The sequence below is a fragment of the Paenibacillus sp. LK1 genome (assembly GCF_002750415.1).
GTDB lineage: Bacteria > Bacillota > Bacilli > Paenibacillales > Paenibacillaceae > Paenibacillus > Paenibacillus taichungensis.
Map to the genome: position 1 here is coordinate 563,156 of NZ_PEII01000002.1, position 19,980 is coordinate 583,135.

General features: G+C 43.5%; 14 protein-coding genes and 1 pseudogene. 1 reads left to right on the forward strand and 14 read right to left on the reverse strand.

The features are described from left to right. Positions 1–169: 169 nt before the first annotated feature. From CS562_RS06205 to CS562_RS06220, 4 genes are all read right to left on the reverse strand, one after another. Positions 170–1,648 carry an Lsa family ABC-F type ribosomal protection protein gene (locus tag CS562_RS06205; protein ID WP_099854390.1) on the reverse strand — a complete coding sequence of 493 codons (1,479 nt, stop codon included), beginning with the start codon at positions 1,646–1,648 and terminating at the stop codon, positions 170–172. Positions 1,649–2,180: 532 nt separating this feature from the next. Continuing rightward, positions 2,181–3,881 carry an NAD-dependent malic enzyme gene (locus tag CS562_RS06210; protein WP_099854392.1) on the reverse strand — a complete coding sequence of 567 codons (1,701 nt, stop codon included), beginning with the start codon at positions 3,879–3,881 and terminating at the stop codon, positions 2,181–2,183. A 317-nt stretch (positions 3,882–4,198) separates the two neighbouring features. Next, positions 4,199–4,735 (reverse strand): GNAT family N-acetyltransferase, encoded by a 537-nt coding sequence (locus CS562_RS06215; protein WP_099854394.1) that lies wholly within the window; start codon positions 4,733–4,735, stop codon positions 4,199–4,201. 35 nt (positions 4,736–4,770) lie between these two features. Beyond that, a complete protein-coding gene (locus CS562_RS06220) occupies positions 4,771–5,607 on the reverse strand; it encodes a MerR family transcriptional regulator (RefSeq protein ID WP_076288371.1) in 837 nt (278 codons plus the stop codon). A 112-nt stretch (positions 5,608–5,719) separates the two neighbouring features. On the opposite strand from CS562_RS06220, the gene CS562_RS06225 reads away from it, so the two are divergent. Then, positions 5,720–7,225, forward strand: coding sequence for an MFS transporter (locus CS562_RS06225; RefSeq protein WP_099854396.1), 1,506 nt, complete (start codon positions 5,720–5,722; stop codon positions 7,223–7,225). Positions 7,226–7,315: 90 nt separating this feature from the next. On the opposite strand, the gene CS562_RS06230 is transcribed toward CS562_RS06225, so the two are convergent. The 10 genes and pseudogenes from CS562_RS06230 to CS562_RS32840 all read right to left on the reverse strand — a co-directional run bounded on the left by CS562_RS06230 (position 7,316) and on the right by CS562_RS32840 (position 19,974). After that, the gene (locus CS562_RS06230) at positions 7,316–7,699 is read right to left on the reverse strand and encodes a hypothetical protein (RefSeq protein WP_076288369.1); all 384 of its coding nucleotides are present in this window, start codon (positions 7,697–7,699) and stop codon (positions 7,316–7,318) included. Between the two features lie 136 nt (positions 7,700–7,835). Continuing rightward, positions 7,836–8,441 (reverse strand): pentapeptide repeat-containing protein, encoded by a 606-nt coding sequence (locus CS562_RS06235; protein ID WP_076288368.1) that lies wholly within the window; start codon positions 8,439–8,441, stop codon positions 7,836–7,838. Between the two features lie 211 nt (positions 8,442–8,652). After that, positions 8,653–9,366 carry a glycosyltransferase family 2 protein gene (locus CS562_RS06240; protein ID WP_076288367.1) on the reverse strand — a complete coding sequence of 238 codons (714 nt, stop codon included), beginning with the start codon at positions 9,364–9,366 and terminating at the stop codon, positions 8,653–8,655. A gap of 147 nt (positions 9,367–9,513) precedes the next feature. Continuing rightward, entirely contained in the window at positions 9,514–10,605 is a 1,092-nt protein-coding gene (locus tag CS562_RS06245) for a Gfo/Idh/MocA family protein (protein WP_076288366.1), read from the reverse strand. 12 nt (positions 10,606–10,617) lie between these two features. Next, entirely contained in the window at positions 10,618–11,541 is a 924-nt protein-coding gene (locus tag CS562_RS06250) for an AraC family transcriptional regulator (RefSeq protein WP_246318147.1), read from the reverse strand. Between the two features lie 19 nt (positions 11,542–11,560). Then, on the reverse strand, positions 11,561–12,565 hold the full coding sequence (locus CS562_RS06255; protein WP_257219399.1) for a Gfo/Idh/MocA family protein: 1,005 nt from the start codon (positions 12,563–12,565) through the stop codon (positions 11,561–11,563). Positions 12,566–12,802: 237 nt separating this feature from the next. Then, the gene (locus tag CS562_RS06260; RefSeq protein ID WP_099854400.1) at positions 12,803–13,561 is read right to left on the reverse strand and encodes a YheC/YheD family protein; all 759 of its coding nucleotides are present in this window, start codon (positions 13,559–13,561) and stop codon (positions 12,803–12,805) included. A gap of 227 nt (positions 13,562–13,788) precedes the next feature. Continuing rightward, positions 13,789–18,987, reverse strand: a complete 5,199-nt coding sequence (locus tag CS562_RS06265; protein WP_099854402.1) for a S8 family serine peptidase — start codon at positions 18,985–18,987, stop codon at positions 13,789–13,791. Positions 18,988–19,639: 652 nt separating this feature from the next. Beyond that, a pseudogene (locus tag CS562_RS06270) lies at positions 19,640–19,849 on the reverse strand (YkvA family protein); the annotation flags it as partial. Next, complete coding sequence (locus CS562_RS32840) at positions 19,834–19,974, reverse strand: hypothetical protein (RefSeq protein ID WP_175382700.1); 141 nt, start codon at positions 19,972–19,974, stop codon at positions 19,834–19,836. The gene CS562_RS32840 and the pseudogene CS562_RS06270, both read right to left, overlap by 16 nt. Positions 19,975–19,980: the final 6 nt, after the last annotated feature.

The following is a 19,980-nucleotide window of genomic DNA, read 5'->3' on the forward strand; positions in this document are numbered from 1 at the left end:
TTGATTGGCTGTGACTATAAAATTATAGCATAGTTGCTCACAATTCCGATGTCTGAACACGTAACAAGCATTACCTATGATTGGTTATGTATTGCAAAGATAGATGTAATGATTAAAAGCCGCCAAGCGGCGGCTCTTAGAATGTATATCTTTTATCTTTCCCTTTTGCTTATAGCTCGATAATTCTTGTTGCAATATTTGCGCAAAACTCACTGTCATGCTCTACAAACAGAAGGGTTGGGGAGTACTCCAGCAGCAAGTCTTCTATTTGCATACGAGAAATGACATCCACAAAGTTGAGGGGTTCATCCCAAATGTGCAAATGAGCTTGCTCACTGAGACTTTTAGCAATCAGCACCTTCTTTTTTTGGCCTGCACTATACGTTGAGATATCCTTCTCCAATTGCAGCCTGGAAAAATCAAGCTTTCTTAGTATCGATTTAAACAGGCTTTCATCGATTCCCTGCGTGTCAGCATAATCCGATAATTGGCCGCCGAGATCTGACGTGTCCTGGGACACATACGAGATCTTAAGTTGGTGATCCTTTCGAAATTGACCTGTATAAGGGATATCCTCACCACAAATCAGTTTAAGGATGCTTGATTTCCCCGATCCGTTTTTACCATAAAGTGCAATACGATCCCCTTTTTCAACTGTGAAACTCACGTCCTTACATACCGTATTGGAGCCGTATGCAATCGACACATGTTCCAATTCAACAAGTTCTTTTTTGTGAAAATCCAGTTGATGAATCTGTAGACGTTCTGCACTCTCAATATTTTTCAGAAGTTTGGACTTTTCTTGGATGGCGGATTGCTGCCTCTGCTCAATATTTTTGGAACGTTTCATCATTTTGGCAGCCTTGTGTCCAATATAGCCTTTATCCACCTTTGAACCGGAATTTCTCGTACCATTTTTGGTTCTTTCCACTTCATGCGACCATCCACCCGTCCGTTTGGCAGAATCGGATAAACGTTTGATGTCCTTTATTAACTTCTCATTACTTGCAAGTTCAAACTGATCTTGCCTTTGTTTATTTTCCCACCAAGCGGAGAAGTTCCCTCTCTGAATCTCAATGTTATTTTTATTGATGGACAGGATGTGGTCTACGCTATTATCCAAAAAAGATCGATCATGTGACACCAGAATAAATCCACTTTTGCTGCGAAGATAATTACTGACGAGTTTTCTGGCATGAATGTCGAGATGATTGGTAGGTTCATCGATGAGCAAAAACCGATTATCCTTCAGGAACAAGGCAGCCAGCATCACCTTCGTTTGTTCTCCGTTAGACAAGGAATCAAAAGGCCGATACAGAATATCTTCCGAAACTTTTAACAGGTTAAGCTCTCGAACAAGCTGCCAGTGTAAATATTCAGGATAAACCTCTTCAATGACATCGAGGGTCATAGCTCCTTTATTCTGAACCTGAAAAGGAAAGTACTCAAAGCTAACATTCGCAGAAATAGTTCCGCTGTATTCATATTTACCAAGCAGCAGATTGAGGAATGTCGTTTTGCCTCTGCCGTTCCTTCCGGTAAAGCCCAATTTCCAATCGGAGTCTAGCTGAAAACTTACATTTTCAAATATATTATCGTAACTGCCATCATAGGCAAAGGTTAGGTTGCTAACGTTAATTAAAGACATAAAGATCATCCTTTTTATGTGAAATATAAAAGTTAACCGACGTGAAATTTACCACGACATGGTCCCTCACTTTATATTTGAACATAATCAGAATTTCAATCCGTTCTTGCATAATGACATATCCCTCGTGTCAGAGTGATTAGAATATCCTCAAATGAAAAAACGCAAAAAAGCCCCATTCACCGGTGCTTTTTTGCGTTACATCAACCTGACTATGATAAAGAGACTTGGCGTTCAAAAAATTAACACCAAGATAATCTATGCATAGGAGGATAAAGTGCCGGATTCTGATTAGTTATGTTGTGAACCATGTCAGTGTTCATGTTCGTTGACAGGTTCACATAAACATCTACAACCTCTAATTCAGTCATCGCTCTATCCCCCTTTAAAAGCTCAACAATTTAATATCAGAAACTTAACATGGAATACAGCCACGGGTCAAGGCGAGAAATCAAGTTGTGCACCTTTTTGAATCCAAATCCACATTATCGACCCACAAGAATTTATAGTTACCACGCGCTGTATTCAATTATTAAACTGCCGCATACAGCGGTTTGTACACCGGATGCCACATGGCAGCTTTTACAGCCTCTTCAACGTCTTTCAATTCTACACGCGCAACGCCATCTTCCACTGCCGCCTTGGCGACCGCCACTGCAACTTTGTACGAAACAGCATGCAGCTCTTTCACTCTGGGCAGAAGTGGAGCACCTGGTGCAGAGGAGTCTACCGAATTAGCTACGGCCACTGCAGCTGCGGTGAACATGTTTTTGGTAAATTTCGATGCTTTCGCTACAATCGCTCCTAGACCCAAACCAGGGAACACAAAAGCATTATTGGATTGACCAATTTCATACAATGTGTCATTAAACATGACAGGTTCAAAGGGGCTGCCTGTTGCAATCAGTGCTTTGCCATCCGTCCATTCAATCAAACTTCTTGGTGCTGCTTCGGCAAGCGAGGTCGGATTGGACATTGGCATAATGATTGGACGTTCCACATGCTTCGCCATCTCTTTGATAACTTTTTCATTAAAGGCACCTGCCACACCGGAAGTGCCGATCAGGATCGTTGGTTTGATCTGTTTCACAGCTTCCAGCAAACTAACCTGCCCTTGCTCATTCAACGCCCAATTTTTCACTTCCGCAGCTTTACGTACATATGGTTTCTGGAATTCAAATAGACTTTCCGTCTCATCCGTAAGGATTCCACGATAATCGAACGCCCAGAAACGGCTCTCCGCTTCCTCCTGCTCAAGCCCTTCTTCCATCATAGCGTCACGAATCTGATCCGCGTTACCAATGCCAGCTGCCCCTGGTCCAAATACAAGGACACGATGTTCACAAAGAGGTACACCCGTCACTTGAACTCCGGACATAATCGCCGCAAGTGTAACCGCACCCGTCCCCTGAATATCATCATTAAATGTAAGGAGTTCTTCCCCATATTTCTGTATAATATTTCTGGCATTCACGCTGCCCAGGTCTTCCCAATGAAGCAGGATATCCGGAAACCACTTTGTTGTTTCTTTCACAAAGGCTTCGATAAATTGCTCATATTTTTCCCCGCGAATCCGTTCATGACGGTTGCCCACATACAATGGATCATTCAGCAGTTTGGGATTATTGGTTCCCACATCCAGCACAACAGGCAATACACGGCTTGGATCAACGCCTACGGCTGCTGTATATACCGCGAGTTTACCAATGGCAATTTTAATGCCGCCAACGCCCCAGTCTCCGATGCCCAGAATACTTTCCGAGTCGGTCACCACAATCAAATCCACATCTCCAGCATGTAAACCACTGTTGCGGAAAGCTTCCTCCAGCCCATCCATATCATTAATGGATAAATATAGACCACCTGGTCTGTGGTACTGATGGCTATATTCCTGAATAGCTTGTCCGACCGTAGGTGTATACACAATCGGCAACATTTCGCTAAGATGATCCTTCATTAAACGGTAAAAGAGTACAATATTACGGTTGAACAAATCACTAAGCATGATGCTTTTTCGCAGATTATCCGATTCATTCTGCAATTGCTGATATACTCGACTCACTTGTTCTTCAATATTTAAAACCATCGGTGGCAAGATGCCATTCAGGTTAAGCTCTCTTCTTTCTTCTTCGTTAAAGGCAGTACCCTTGTTCAACAAGGGATTGGACAGAACATCCTTGCCTTTCAAAGAGGTTTTCAAGTTTCCATTGGAATCTACAAAAAATGAGTTCATTTACTGATTGCCTTCTTTCATGATGTCTCTTGACGTTTTAACGTCTATTTAATTTAATTTTAACACTTAATAACTTTTAGTTAGTTATAGTTCTTCCGATGACAATTATAAAATATTTTCTATGGCATGTAAACGAACTCATGAAACGTTCATGAATGAAATTCAATTTCATTTCGATAAATAAAATTTATCACTTTGTTATTTTTCAACAAATTCATTTTATAAACAAATTCTCTTGGAATACAAAAAAGCCACGAAACTGCGTGGCTCTATCACCTTTTTTATGGGCTCAATTTTTGGGTGAGTGCTCATAGTGCTCAATACAAATAGCCTAAAAAATCGAGTTCTCCTTCACCCCATGGCATAGTTCCGACTTCTCTAACCATCAAGCCTTCGACCTTCTGAATTCCAACTCCAATTGTAATTAAGGTTTCATGGTCAATTTTCAACCACTTACATGTGTTGTTAACCGTTTTGAACCCATTTTTGCTATACAAGTCCTCATGATCAGCAAATAATAGCACAAAATCAATATGCCCTTTGGACAGCTTCTCCACTTCCGCTAGCAAAAAGGAACCAATTCCTTGAGAGCGATGTGAAGTGGAAACACATAGATCAATGATCCCTAGAACTCTTATTGCTTTTCCATTCAAATTCATCATTCTGTAATCTAATCCTACATGCCCAATCAGTTGATTATCTGAGGTGAATGCTAATATTCTGCCATGTGGAATTTGCTTGAAAAACAAACGGTCCTCCGGGTAGACCTCTGGAAAACTGGCAATAAGCAATTCCTGAAGATGCGTTGACCATTCTTCGTTCAAATCCATATCATAAGCTTTAACTAATTTCAAAAAATACCCTCCTGAATTAAATCGATTTCTATTCTTTATTTTGTCTCAGCAACCTTACACACTTCTACGTATATCTTGATGATATACTCATCCGGATTATTTTCCGCAAAATAACTGAGCAGATCCATGGCATACACGTTTCCACAGATTTCAAATCCCTCTCGTTCTATATGCTCTTTAATGATTAAATACGTTTTTGGCATGCTTTCATATGATCCTCGATGGTTCATGACAGCATACAGTCCTTTGGGCTTGACTAACATCGATTCGCCAGGAATCGGTGCTTTTATTTGATTGCAAAAGTAGTCCGGATAGAAGTGTCCTGTCTCAAAACTCTCCTGACAAACTACAGTCCATACCGGAAACTCATATTCGATCATTCGCTCTTCACAATGGTTTCGATATTCGACAAACTTGCGGGTAAACTCCTTGTCTCCATCTCCTCGTTCCAGTCGAACGGCAATAAAATATTCTTTCTCGCATTCTTCAAAAGCCAGACCTTCCTGTGAAGCACTCATAGCTTGTTGTGTCATGACAATGGCACCATTCAAGAGCTTTTGCATACGTTTGATTCGGAGTTGTTCTAGCTCCAGTTCCTTCATTTTCTGTTCAAAAAGCTCGATTAATAAAGGCGTATTTTGATTTTGAATAAAAGACTTAATTTCCTCTAGAGAGCTTCCCGCCTTTTTCAGCACATGGATTACATCAAGTACATAGGTTTGCTGAATACCGTAATAACGGTAACCGTTGGAATTCGTAAACTCCGGCTTTAACAGTCCAATCTCATCATAATGAAATAAAGTATGTTTAGTGACTCCGCAGATTTTTGCAAATTCACTGGTAGTAAATTGTTGTGTATGGTTTCCCGACATTGTACCAGGCCTCCGCTAGAATCTATAGTTCAAAATTAATTTGACTATAGGGTTACCCTATAGTTTATGGTTTAAAAATGCAAGTTATCTATTTATATTGTTGGAGGGAAATATGTCAAAGTTAAAACGTTGGATGATTCTTGTTATCGTATCAAGTGCACTATTACTAATCGTGATGGACATGACCATCCTATACACCGCTTTACCTAGCTTAACCCATGATTTAGGTGCATCAGCCTCAGAAAAATTATGGATTCTGAACGGTTACTCCCTCGTCATGGCGGGGCTTCTGCCTGCAATGGGAACGCTTGGGGACCGTCTTGGTCATAAAAAAATATTCACCCTGGGATTGCTCGTATTTTCTGTCGCTTCTCTTACTGCTGCCTTTTCTCCAGTACCGGCTGTACTTGTCATGAGTAGAATTCTTCTTGCAGTTGGCGCATCCATGATGATGCCAGCGACATTGTCGATCATCAGGGTTACCTTTACAAATGAACGAGAACTTGCACTCGCGATTGGTATTTGGGGCTCTATTGCATCAGGTGGTGCGGGACTGGGTCCGATTGTCGGCGGGCTACTGCTTCAACACTTCTGGTGGGGTTCTGTGTTTTTGATTAATCTTCCCATTGCCATTCTTGCGTTTGTTTTCGCCTTAAAAATGATTCCTAAACATCAAGGTGATTCGTCGAAAAAGTGGGATTTCACCAGTTCCTTTCAGATCATGATCGCCATGGTTGGAATCATCTATTCCATCAAGGAATTCACAAGGCGAGAAGGATCTCTGACATTAGCCATTAGCGCAGCATTAATAGGTATGCTGTCCCTAATGATCTTTATTCGCCGTCAAAATAACAGCACCAACCCGCTTTTGGATCTGTCCTTATTCAATATCCCAAGATTCAGCACTGGCTTTATCACCGCACTGGTCGGGTTGTTTGCGCAAATGGGTGTGCAATATCTGGTCACACAACGCCTTCAACTTGTGGAGGGCATGTCACCGCTTCAAGCGGGACTTTTCACCTTATCTATACCCGTTGCAGCACTCATTGCTGGCCCTATTGTCGGATCCATCATGCATCGTGTAGATGTCGTATACATCAAAAGTTTCTCTCTCTTGATCGCCGGTCTGGGCATAGGGATATATCTGATGCAGTTCAATGCAGGGTTTACTGGACAGATCCTTGGTTTAGCACTACTTGGCGCAGGCCTTGGCGCAGGGATGACCGCAGCATCCCATTCCATCATGAGTTACGCACCTCCACACAAAGCTGGTATGGCAGCATCGATTGAGGAAGTGGGTTATGAGCTGGGTGGAGCATCAGGTATTGCCATCATTGGGAGTATGTCTACTCTCGTATACACGCTTGCTATGAGGATTCCTGAAGGGATGAGTGTGCCAGTTAATGTGAAGGACAGTCTGGATGAAGCTCTTATCGCTGCCGAAAGTTTACCTACTGAGTCTGCGGAGTTACTCAAATCTGCCGCCTTTGCTGCTTTTGACCACTCCTTCTTTGTAGTCATTGCAGGATTAACTTTATTTTTACTCGTTGCAGCTCTGCTTATGAGCTGGGTAGCCTTGCGTTTAAAACGCTCAAAAAGAAACGGTGTTGAAACATAATGCATTGCATTTCATGAAGTGCATTGAGGTATATACGATCATGTGGTTTCCAATCATAAATGGAATAATTATTTTAATCGGTATACTCACCTAAGGAAGATAAGCATCCTCCACTTCAACCTTTCGTTCATTTCCGTTTGCTATGTATCTTACGTGAATGACATTTCCTTTCTGGAATTGGGGAATATGTGTAACCGGGATGTATGTTTCTAGAATCGTGGGAAAGGTACGACCGTCAACTTGGGTAACGGTCAAATCCAGTCGCACTCCCGGCCTTCCATCCATACTGGATGAAGTTTGTGTAATGTCATGAATAATCGCTTCTGCGGGAATCCCATCCATTAAAATGCTTTTTCGAAGGTGCTGTTTCTGTTTATTGTTACGGAGCAGTTTAAATACCATAATCATAGTGATTGTGCCTGTTATAAGCCCAAAGCCAATAACAGCAACAATAATAATTAATGTAGTAGTCATAATGGCCTCCTTTTATTTGAAACTTATGTTTATTATTTCTTGTTTATATCTGTTAGTCCTGCAAATTTGCTTGAACTGGAACAACTCCATATCAAAAAAACCGCCTTTATAGGCGGTTTCTTGTTTGTCGTTCAGCTTAATCTACTTTCGCACCATAAGAGCGTACAAACAGAACCGCTTGTTCGCGATCCAAACGTACACCTTTAATGTCCAATGATTTCAGATCGATTCCTTCCAGGTTAGCACCTCTAAGATCGGCCCCTTGCAGCTTGGCTCTGCTTAAAACTACTCTTGTGAGATCACAGTCTCTCAGATCTGCTTTGGTAAAATCCGTATCCGTAAAGTCAGCTTCAAAGAAACGAATTCCTCGCAAATCCTGTTTGCCCAATCGGGTATGTCTGAGATTCGTATAAGACCAATCACCCTGACTTAGTGTAATACCATCCATTTGTGCACCTGAGAAGTCCGATCCCGTCATCTTGCAGGAGGTAAATTTGGAAGCGAAAAGATTAGCACCACCAAATAAGCAGTTTTCAAACGCCGATTCTCTATGGATGGAGCCATTCATGGAAGCACCTTTAAAGTCACACTCGATAAAACGGCAGTTGCTTGTCTCGATTTCTTCCATCGAAGCGTTCATAAAGGTACACTGTTTGAAAACACAACTAATGAGTTCTCCATAACGCAAGTCACGTCCTTCAAAATGTACACCTTCATACTCTTGATCCTTATATTGATACATCACGTACACCCCATCTTGTAGATTATCATGTGTTCACCATTAAAGAGCTTTTTATAATATACCATACGGCTGTCAAGTACCTGCTTAAACGTCTGCAAAAGTCAAGTCACTTTTTTCTAAAAAACGTTGCTACTTCTAATAAAAAAACCGCGAAAATCGCGGCTTTTTGACTCCATACATGTGTTTAGCTAGTACTTCAATCAGGTTCCCTCTATAATTCCTTATCTGCATATGATCTAAAATTTTCCGTGACTGCTAACCGTTTGCTTCCTTCCAGATAAAAGCTATCATCTGCTCTCCAGGTATGACTTTTTTTATTTTGTCTCCGGTGATACACATAGTTATATGGTGACGTAGCATAGGTTTTGAATCCTCTTTTTCTGCATTGTCTTAGAAAGGTTACATCTTCTCCAATGGAACGATCCGTGAATCGGACCTTCTTTAATATCTCCCTTTTGAACAGAAGTGTGCCGCCTTGTATAAATTCCACATATTTATTCTTTTCTTTGGGTGATCTAACCAGCAGTGTTTTTGAAGCACCCAAGTAAACGAGGCACGAATGTTTGCCCACAATATCGCTTTTCGTTCTTCTTAGTCCATTTACTTGTTCTTTCAAATAAAATGGCGAGTAGTAGTCATCATCATCAAATTTGGCGATCAACGGGAATTGGGCTCGGGTAATCCCGGCATTCAGGCTTTGTCCAAGCGATATGCTTTCTGGTACTTGATAGACGCTAACATTCGCATGTTTTCGAACACGATTTTGATATAATTGCAGATTCATGCTGTCATGATTCAAAATGATGATAAGCTCTTTTGCTTTATAGCGCTGTCGATTGTAATTTTGTAGGATGTTGTCAAAGAATTGTGGCCGATTGGTACATACAATAATGGAGACACCGTTTCCCGTTTTATTTGCTGTCATGACATACCCTCTTTTCTGCACATATATGTTTTTTCATCATACGTTCAGAAGTAGAGAATGGTATAGACGAATCGATAGCGTATAAAACACCAAAAAACCCTCTGTCCTCAAGAATCAAGACAAAGGGCTCTTAAATTCAAACTAAGCTTAATTGGATTCGTTCATATATACGGCTTTACCTGTACGAGCTGACTCATAGAGTGCCTCCAGGATCTGAGAAACTACCAAAGCTTGTTTAGGAGTTACAACTGGCTCCAGATCTTTATCGATCGCTTCAATCCATTTTCTCATCTCTACATCCGGTGCACTTTCACTCTTTCCATCGTAGAAAGCAACCCCACCTGCACTCAATTCAATTTCGTTGGTGTACAAACGGCTGAATTTCTCGCCATTAATGCGCAAACCATTCTTCATATCCGCGCCCGCTTCGCTTCCGCTCAAGCTGCATTTCGCTTCATCCACATCCAGTGAATTGAGCGCCCAGCTGGATTCCAGCATGATCGTCGCGCCATTCTCCATTACGATCATACCAAAAGCGGAATCTTCAACGGAGAATTTTTTCGGGTCCCATGGGCCCCATGCATTCGCTGCATTTTCTCTTTGTGAAAGCTCGTGATGAGTTGTGCCCAGAACAACTTTTGGTTGATAGTTATCCATCATCCACAGTGTCAGGTCAAGTGCGTGTGTACCGATGTCAATCAACGGTCCGCCGCCTTGTTTCTCCTCATCAAGGAAAACACCCCAAGTAGGTACCGCTCTTCTTCTGATTGCATGTGCTTTGGCAAAGTAAATCGAACCCAGTTCGCCAGCTTCACACATTTGCTTCAGGTACAAGCTGTCTTCTCTGAAACGGTTATTGTATCCGATGGTCAGTTTTTTACCCGTACGCTCGGCTGCTTCAAGCATTTTTTGCGCCTCAGCAGATGTCTTGGCCATTGGTTTTTCACACATAACGTGTTTTCCGGATTCCAGTGCAGCAATAGAAATCTCTGCGTGAGAGATATTTGGCGTAAGAACATGAACAATATCAATCGTTTCATCCTGAAGTAATTCTTGATAATCCGTGTACACCTGTGCTTCGGCACTACCATACTTTTCTTTGGCTTCTTCTGCACGTTCCTGAACGATATCGCAAAAAGCAACCAGTTCTACATTATCAAGCTTGCTCAAACTTGGCAGATGTTTGCCGTTTGCAATCCCGCCACAGCCAATAATTCCTACACGATACGTTTTACTCATATCTAATCACCCTCACTTTTGGTTTGGTTGTTTCATTTTACGGAAAGCCGATGGGGTCATCCCCAGACGCTTGCGAAAAACAGCATGCAAATAATTCGCATTGGTAAACCCTGAAGCCAGGGCAATTTGTTCGATAGAAACATTACTTTCTTCCAGATTGCGGCACACCGCGCGCAGGCGAATATCCTCCAACACACGGCTGAAAGGCATTTCCGGCTGAACCTGATAAAAGATTCGTTGCAGTTGTCTGCTGCTAATATGCAGCTTCTCCGCTACATTCTCCAGCGTTACTGCTGAGGGATGATTCGCCTCCATATACTGAATGGCATAATCGTATCTATACACAGACATGTCTCGCACAGGAGCTTCCGCCCGATTTCCCCCGATATCGTAGGCTCGGACGGTCTTCAGTAGAATGCTGATCACCTGCTGTTTAATAGACGTGTAATATCCGATCAGTTTACGGTCACAAGCCTCATAGGCTTCCAGGAAACAGTTCATCGCGCGATGATAATCATGTACCGGAACAAGAGGAAGTGTTCTAAGCTTTTCGATCGTTTCCTCTGATTCTGCTGCCTCCCACGGATCTACACCCTCTCTGGGATGTTCAATGATATCCACGTGCAGGCATAATTCATCCATGGCCTCTTGGGAATCCGCCTCCTGATAATGAACAAGACCCGGACCTGTTAAATACAGCATGCCTTCAGAGAGCGGATGCATCTCATCACCCAAAATGACTTTCCCTTTCCCTCTAGGGATGAAATGTAACTCGAATTCCGCATGGTTATGAAAATCAACGATTCTGCCTGCTGGAAAAGAAGTCAGATGAAATCGCAAAACGCGTATTTCGTAGTGTCCCCACAGGATCGAGACATCCAGCCTTTCCAGGATATCCTGTCGTTCAAGCATCTTCTCAAAAGGATATCGGCTCAATGCGGCACCTCCCAATACCCTATCCCTGTAACTCCTTCAAGGAGATTTTGCGCCCTTCCTTCGCAGAAAGGTTGGCCGCCTCCATCAGGCGAGTTAACTGAGTAGCCGTCTGCAAATTCTCGGTAGCAATCGTATCATTTTGAATATGGGATACCCACTGGCTGAATGCGCTTTCTCTTCTGTCCAGCAAAGGAATCTCCGTCCATTCTTTCTGTTGATCTGAACCAACATTCGTACGGATTAGCAACTTATCCTCTGGTGTTCCATATAACAGTGTGCCTTCCGTACCATGAACCTCTATCGCAAACGGCGAATGACTGTTCACAAACCCAGCCTCGACTACACCGATTGCTCCGGAATCTGTAAATAACGTGGCAACCGCGTTATCTTCCACTTCTTTTCCAGTAACATATCCAAAATTAGCATTTACTCCTGTCACTTCTTGACCCAGGAATAGATTCGTCAGATACATCGGATGACAACCGAGGTCAATTAATGCTCCGCCTTGGCAATCTTTCAGATCGTAAAAATGCTCAGGCAGCCAATTGCCAATTGCACCGTTATGGGATAGACGCACACGAACATAAGTCACCTTACCAAGTAGCCCTTGTTTCAGAACATCTTGTATCGTTAATGTATATCCATCGTTCAAACGCGGTAAAGAAACCGTCATTTTCACTCCGTTATCCTGTACATCCGAAATGATCGTATTTACTTCTTTAATCGTTGAAGCGATAACTTTCTCTGTAAAAATGTGTTTGCCCGCTTTCGCGGCAGCAGTAATCACCTCTTCGTGAAGACGTGTCGGTGCATCTACAATGACGGCATCGATGTTGTCCTGTGCCAGCATATCTTCAAGCGAAGCATAGAATGGTACATTCAGACGTTCAGCAGCTTCCTGTCCACGCGCGGCATCTTCATCCCATACAGCAGCCATCACCGTATCTTCGTGCTCCTGAGCCTGTTTAATATAATCCCAGGCATGTACGTGCCATAAGCTTATTTTACCTATTCGAATGGTCACTATGATTAACCTCCATACTATATGATATTCTGACATCTAACTATAAATTAACACAGACCTGATCTAATTTTAATAGGAACTTACGACAATAACTATATAAAATTACGACATGAATCAGAATGACCTTCTTAAGAAAACAAGCAAAAAAGCTTCCTGTTCACAAAGTCGTGAGGATAGGAAGCTTTCTCTGCATGTAACCGTTCGGAATCTAGGCTGTCCAACGTTAGGTTGAAGATTTTATGGCTTATGATCTGTATGGCGGAAGTACCGGATTACCTTGCGATACATCGTCTTATCTTTTAATTGATTAAATATATAAGGGTCCGGTTTGGCATTCACTTCAATGACCCAGGGTGTCAGACTTTGATCCAGTCCAATATCCACGCCAATTGCCTTCAATCGCTTGTATTTCTTATTCATATGACGAGCTATCCCAACACCCAGCTTATTCATCTCCTGAATCAGTTCATTTCTGCGCTTTGTGGACACATGAGATTCCAGAAGCTTATGAATATCCATTGGCTGACCGCCGTTATGATAGTTGGTTACTATTTTTTTGGAATGTCCAAGTCGACCGATAACCCCCGTTGCTTCCCACTGCTGTTCTGGGCTTAACTGTACCATGACCCGGATGTCAAAGCGCCTGTTATTGTATTTTAGCAGATGTATTCCTCTTTGAATGAGGTAGCTTCGCTGATTCACAACGTGTGCAAGACTTTTATGGAATGAATCGAAGCTATTAAACGTCAGACGCTTTTGGTTCATCTGATACGCAAAATCCTGTTGATTATTCATCTCAGCCTTTATTACGCCCATTCCATGAGTTCCTATTTCAGGCTTGATATATAACATCCCATATCTGGCTATCATAGATTTTAGATTCACCTTGTTAAACTTTTGTGTATCAGGTATGAACGGTTTTATTGAATCATTATTGATAAGCTGCTTTGTTTTTAACCATTTGCTTCTTAATGGTTGTGATTTCTCAATACCCACAGTTCGTTCCTCCCGTCTTCATATCCAACACATATCGCTGTTTCATTAAGTTCATGCATCATATGCAATTTAATTGAACGAATCTTAGGCAATACTTCATGAATTTACACGCAAAAAGCCGACAAACCCTATTCTTTGGGCTTGTCGGCTTTTCAACTTAACATTTTCAAATCATCGTTCCCGTTTCAATTTGAAACTGGATTATAAGCATCTCTGTGATGCTTCAATTATGGCAACAGATTTTCGTCAACTGGCACATTCGCGTCCGGAACTTCTGCTGCAGATACGAACAACCGTCCGGGCGCTTCCACTTCGACTTTGTTCCCTGCTGCATCCTGAGCACGGATCACGATCACTCCACCCTCAAGTACCAGCGAAGAAGCAGTAGTGTAGGTGCCTGTATAATGACCAGGTTCTGTCTCCACCAATGGAATCTCTGCGCCAGCCTGTGTGCTCAAATTGGATGGCAGTTCAATCCGGAAAGAAGCCTGTAATTTGGGGGTACTATTGAACGAAACCGTTACGGTTTCTCCTGCCACAATGCGTACATCCTCAGCCGGAGAGATATTGGTTAGTTCAGGCAAAGACGTTTCAACATACACAGTCCGGGTCACGGTTGTTTTATTGCCTGCAATATCTGTCGCTATAATTGTAATCGTGTTCTTGCCCTCATTTACAAGTACTCGGTGATTAAAGCTGCTATCTTGTTCCAATTTCACCTTCTGTCCGTTAATGGTCACTTTGTCGAGGAATTGGTCCTGTACATTGCCCGTCACATGAACCACTTCGGTGTTGGTTTGACTTCCTTCTTCAGGTGTAAGGACCGTTAATACAGGTGCTGTCTGATCCAAGATGATCACAACTGGAAGGGAGCGATCTGTCGTTTTGCCGTTAACTACCGCCTCGGCAGTAATGGCATTAACCCCTGCACGAAGTTTAACATTCAGCTTGAATTTTCCATTTTCCACTGTCGTTGTTCCGGCTAGTTCTTTCCCGTTATATATCTTGATTTGAGCCCCAGAAGCCGGGGAAGTTCCCGATACAACAAATGTCGTCTGGTTGGTATAGGTGTTCGTCGGTTGTGTCAGTACAGGTGCATTCACCGGATATTTTACCACTGCACGAATCATATAATTACCCTCTTCTGCTGGTGCAGTACTCCATACGCCGCCTACACGCTGCCAGCTACGCCCTGCATTCACACCATTTTCATCGGTTGCGAGTCCCGGTGCGCTCGTTCCGACAGCAGTCTGTACATAGACGATATAGAAATCACCTTGTACCACTACAGGTTCAGGAAATTCAACGGTTGTCCACTGATCATTGCGCAATGCCGTACCATCGAACGGACCCGCCAGCAATCGGCCTGGCGCTCCACCTGATCCAGTGGCATCATAGACGGCATATTTGAATGCTGTTCCTCCTGGTACTGGCCATTGTGTATTCCAGAATCGAAGTGATGCACCTGTAAGTTGTGCTGTCTCCAATTCTGGCGTCATACGTACAGCCCATGCGTTATCTGCGGCCACAAAAGCTCTTGCATTTTCAGCCGATCCATCGTCATAAGCGATTTCACCAGGAAATCCGATAAATGGTTTTAAGGCAACTTTCGCTTCGACAGTACCGTTTCCAGGTACCGTTACATTTACAGTTTTGCTATAGTAGTCCGTCGCGATGATCGACAGTGTATAGCTTCCTTCCAGAACATCCAGAGCAAATTTACCGTCTGCTCCTGTGCGTACAGCACCTACTTGAGCATCTTCCAACACGAGGACGGATGCTCCAGAGATAGGTTTCCCTGTCCGCTCATCGCTCACAATACCTTCAATTTTTCCTTGAGGAATGGTTTCCAGATTAAAGTTGGCTGTTGCTCCACTTCCATCCGTGATGGTTACCGTCTTTGTTTGAGGATAATAGCCATAAGCCTCAGCCTTTAACGTGTAATCACCCGCCACGTGTGTAAAATTGTATTTGCCTGTCGTCGGGTCCGTCTTCACTGAACGTCCTGTTTCCAGAACGGTAACCGTAGCACTTGCAGGCAAGCTTTGAGGCGTTACAGAGCCTGTTCCAGGTTTCTGTACTTCGGGCTGTTCCTGCTTGGTTTTATTGAATTCAGCCTTGTCCGTACTTGAAATTTTGTACCAAGAAGTATCATATTCCGGCTTAGGTTTGTCGCTGTTCAGAACAACTGCCGTATCTTTCGTAACCGTCTCAGCGGCGATACCCAGTATGCGGAAGTCATCGAGGTACCAGCCTTGCTTGACGACACTACTGTCTGAAGTCAATCTGAACCGGAATTGAACTTCATTCCCCTTTAATGCTGCCAGATCGTAGAATACTGGAGCCCATTGTTTTCCATTTGAAGAATGAGAGAATTTACCAAGCTCCGACCATGTGTTACCACCGTCTTTCGTGGCTTCAACATAACCGTAATCGTATCCACTTTCGATTTCATACCAATGATTGAACGTCAGCGTAGCTTGATCCACCTGAGTTAGATCCACGACTGGCGATACCAGAGAATAGTTCGAACCATTCTCATAGGTGCTGTCCAGATCGGTTGCCCATACATTCGGCGGAGAAACTGCACTGGCAGGTCCAACGACGGGAACTCCGCGTTCCCACTCATCCTTGGTGCCCGAATGAGTCCACCCATTGTCACTGTTACCATCAAAGTGATCGATGAAGATATCTTCAGGGACCTCCACGGTCACGGATACCTCATTCGACTTGTCACTCTCATTGCCACTATAATCAAGAGCGGCTACCGTATAAAAATAAGTCGAATCTGTTACTGTAGCCGTATCCGTAAATGTCGTTGCAGATGTATTTCCGAGCAATTCATAACCTGAGCCGGAATTCGTTGAACGATACACGTTATAGGATTTCAGATCCTCATCGTCGGATCCCGTCCAGGACAAGTTTACATTCCCCAGAATGTCGGCAGAAGCGGACAATCCGCTTGGCGCTCCTGGAGCAATATCATCTGGAGCTTGTACTGAAAAGTCATCGATATACCAACCCGTCTTTTGAACGGAATTGTCACTGGTCAGATTAAACTTGATAAACACCTGTTGACCAGCGTATTCACGTAAGTCAATATATTGCGTTTTCCAGCCTCCACCTGCACCTGTAAAGCTCAATGCCTCTTCAAATACGAAGTCACTATCCTCTGTTGCAATGTACACTTTACCAAAATCGATATTGCTCTCCAAATCATACCAGTGCTTGAAGGATAACAACGCTCCATCAGAGCTCTCGGTAAGATCAATTGGTGGTGCGAGCAAGTAGGCATTGCTGTTGGCTGCATATGTCCCTGTCAGATTGGTTGCAATCACCTTGTCACCAGAGTAAGCACTTCCCGGTCCACTCGTTGGTACTCCCCATGCCCAGGTATTTCCAACTCCGCCCGAGGTAAAGCCCAGATTGTCTTCCTCAAAGTCTTGCAGATACCCAGGCTGAACTCCATTGGAGACAGCGACCTTATATACTTTACTCTCGAATCCGTTATTGCCATAATCATTGACCCGGATATAGTACTCCAAGCCTTGTGACTCGATCAGAAATGCCGGAATTGTCGCTGAGTAAGTTCCATCTTTGGCATCCCCAGCTACTCGATTCATCGGCAGATATACGTATTGGCTCGTGCCCGTTGTTTTGGCAAAAGCCTCCACTGTGGTTACACCGACATTATCGGTAACACGTGCAGTAAGTGGAATATCAAGCCCCGTAAAAGCAGAATTTACAGGCGTATGTTCCAGAACCGGTGCTTCCAGATCGTCACCTGCTGTGACAACCCTGCCGGATACCGTGCCTATACCTTCGAGGACGGAGCCCACTGCATCCAGTGCATTGATAATGCCGTGACCGTAGCCGTTATTGGGCGAAGTTGGATACCGGCTGTCTGTTCTCGGTGTCGCTGTATCCATAATAATTTGCTCCAACTGATCAACCGTAAGGGAATGATTGGCTTGAAGCAGGAGTGCGGCCAGTGCAGTGGTATGTGGGCCTGCCATGGACGTGCCGTTCCAGCCACCCTCATATACTCCGCCCGGAACAGATGAACGGATGTTAACACCTGGAGCCGAAACTTCCGGCTTAATTTCCTCATAAGGGGAAGGACCCAGTAGAGAGAACGAAGCCAGATTCCCGTTGATATCCGTTGCTCCCGTAGCGAAGCTCTCTGGATAGTTCGCAGGGTTCGCGACTGAACCTGGACCTCCCGGATTCGTTAGTGTCACATTCCCGGCTGAGAATTCCGGAAAGATCTGTGCATCACGCCAAGCTTGTACCATTGGACGGAACCACTCGTCCAATCCTACACCACCACCCCAGGAATTGTTAACCACATCCGGGGCAAGCTCGGGGTGCAAGTTTCCTTCAGCATCTACTGGAGCAATCAGCCATTGCCCGCCATCCAGTATAATGGCATCGGTCGTACTCGGATTAAAAATCCGAACAGCAATCCATTTTGCTCCGGGAGCAACCCCAATCTTGTTGGTGCCGTTCGCTTCGGAGCCTACCATTGTACCCATGGTATGTGTACCATGACCGTCTCCATCCGTAGGAAGGGAGGCATTACTATGGGGATCATACCAGCTTAGCTCGGGATCAACGATATTTCCCGAAGCATCCAGCCCTCTCCATTTGCTGCGGAGGGCTGGATGGGTATAATCAACCCCGCTGTCCAGGTTGGCAACAACAATTCCTGTACCGTCGATTCCTCTATCCCAGACTGCTGGCGCATTGATAGAATCGATGTTCCACTCAACGTTCTCTGTCTGCAGGCTCTTATCGTTAGCAGCTGCACTTTCCTTATTATCTGCCTCTTTGGCTGGTGCCTTGGCAGACTCCGTTGCTGGAGCAGCTGTTGCATTTTCGCTACTAATCTCGGTTTTCTGCATATAACGCTGCTCGTTAGGCAGTATTTTATCCACCTCGGGAAGAAGTGCAATCTGTTCCATGACTTCCTTCGTGCTCGTTACTGCGAGTGCATTAACGATGAAATAGCTTTTATATTCTTTGACCTTGCCAAGGTCAAGTTCCTTTTCAAGAAAACTTTCCAGGGTGTACTGAGATCGTGAGGCCGTTTCCCGCAGCGTACTGACAACCGTGCTTCGCACGGACAATTTCGTTGCCGAAGCCGTTTGCTTGTCAATTGTCGCCTTTTCCAAGGCTAGCTTGGATACTGAGGCTGTATCTACCTGTTCTTTCATTTTCACCAGATAAGTAACATAATCATTGCTCTCAAATTCCTTGCTCAGCTTTGCGTTGACTTTGGAGGTGGTGATTTTGCCCGAACTGGATTTCATGTCGATCTTCTGCGATGCGGCGTTTTCAGCTGAAACCGGATGAATGATAGATAATGCAAGGAGAAGCGACAGGCCCATGGAAAGCGGCTTGCGCAAACGATTCATCTTTATCAAACTTTTCCACTCCCTTTACCCGGTTTTTGTAATACAGTGATTCACTGTATCCAATTCTTTGAATAAATCGATGAAACAACCTCAACTTGACAGACTGATTGTGTTTATTTACATCAAGCCTCACCTCCTTTACAGGACAGGTTATTAAATTACATCGTATGTGAAAGATGATAGAGAGCCAATTTCAGCGTATATGGAAGAAATGGATTTGAGATCAATCCATCTTGTGAGCGGAAGTTTATTCGCATGCATTAAGGAGGGTACCACCGGCGTTAGCAAGAACGCATACTTTATATGGGAGTATTATGGACCTGGGTAGAACAGGAGATTTCTTGACCTATGTACAAACAAACTCTTAAACTTACATATAATATAAAATTTAGAATCAAATTGTATATTTATGGTATATTATAGAGTCATAAAATGAGATATACAAGCACTTTTATAGAAAAATATAGAAAATAAGCCTTTATAATGCTTTCATAAGTCTAATGACTCTCTGTAGTTCAACTTCATTTCGCAAATACGAAAACTCTGACATTTCGATTGATCCAAACAGTCCTTTTTAACTATATCTGATTCATTCGGACATCAAAAAGAACGATGCGAGAAGCTTCGCGCCGTTCTTTTGGGTTCTTCCAAACCAATCCTGTCATAAGCGTTGCTTCAGACGATCCAACACCAGATACACAACGATGGCATCATCCAGATAACCAATCGGAAAGAGATAGTCCGGGATCAAATCCGCAGACGAAATAAAGTATAATAACGGACTACCGATCAGAGTACGATCGTTCTCGGATGTAATCTCATCACAGTATTGAATATGCATTTCCTTCAAATGATCTATAAACGGTCCCGCTCCGTTAATCTGATTGATTTTTTAATATTCACGCGACCACTTGTATAACCGACAACGGTATTCACGAGTGTGAGTCCGGTAGCCGTCGCCGAGAACACCAACAATAGACGAGTCTGTGCAGTCACAGGGAT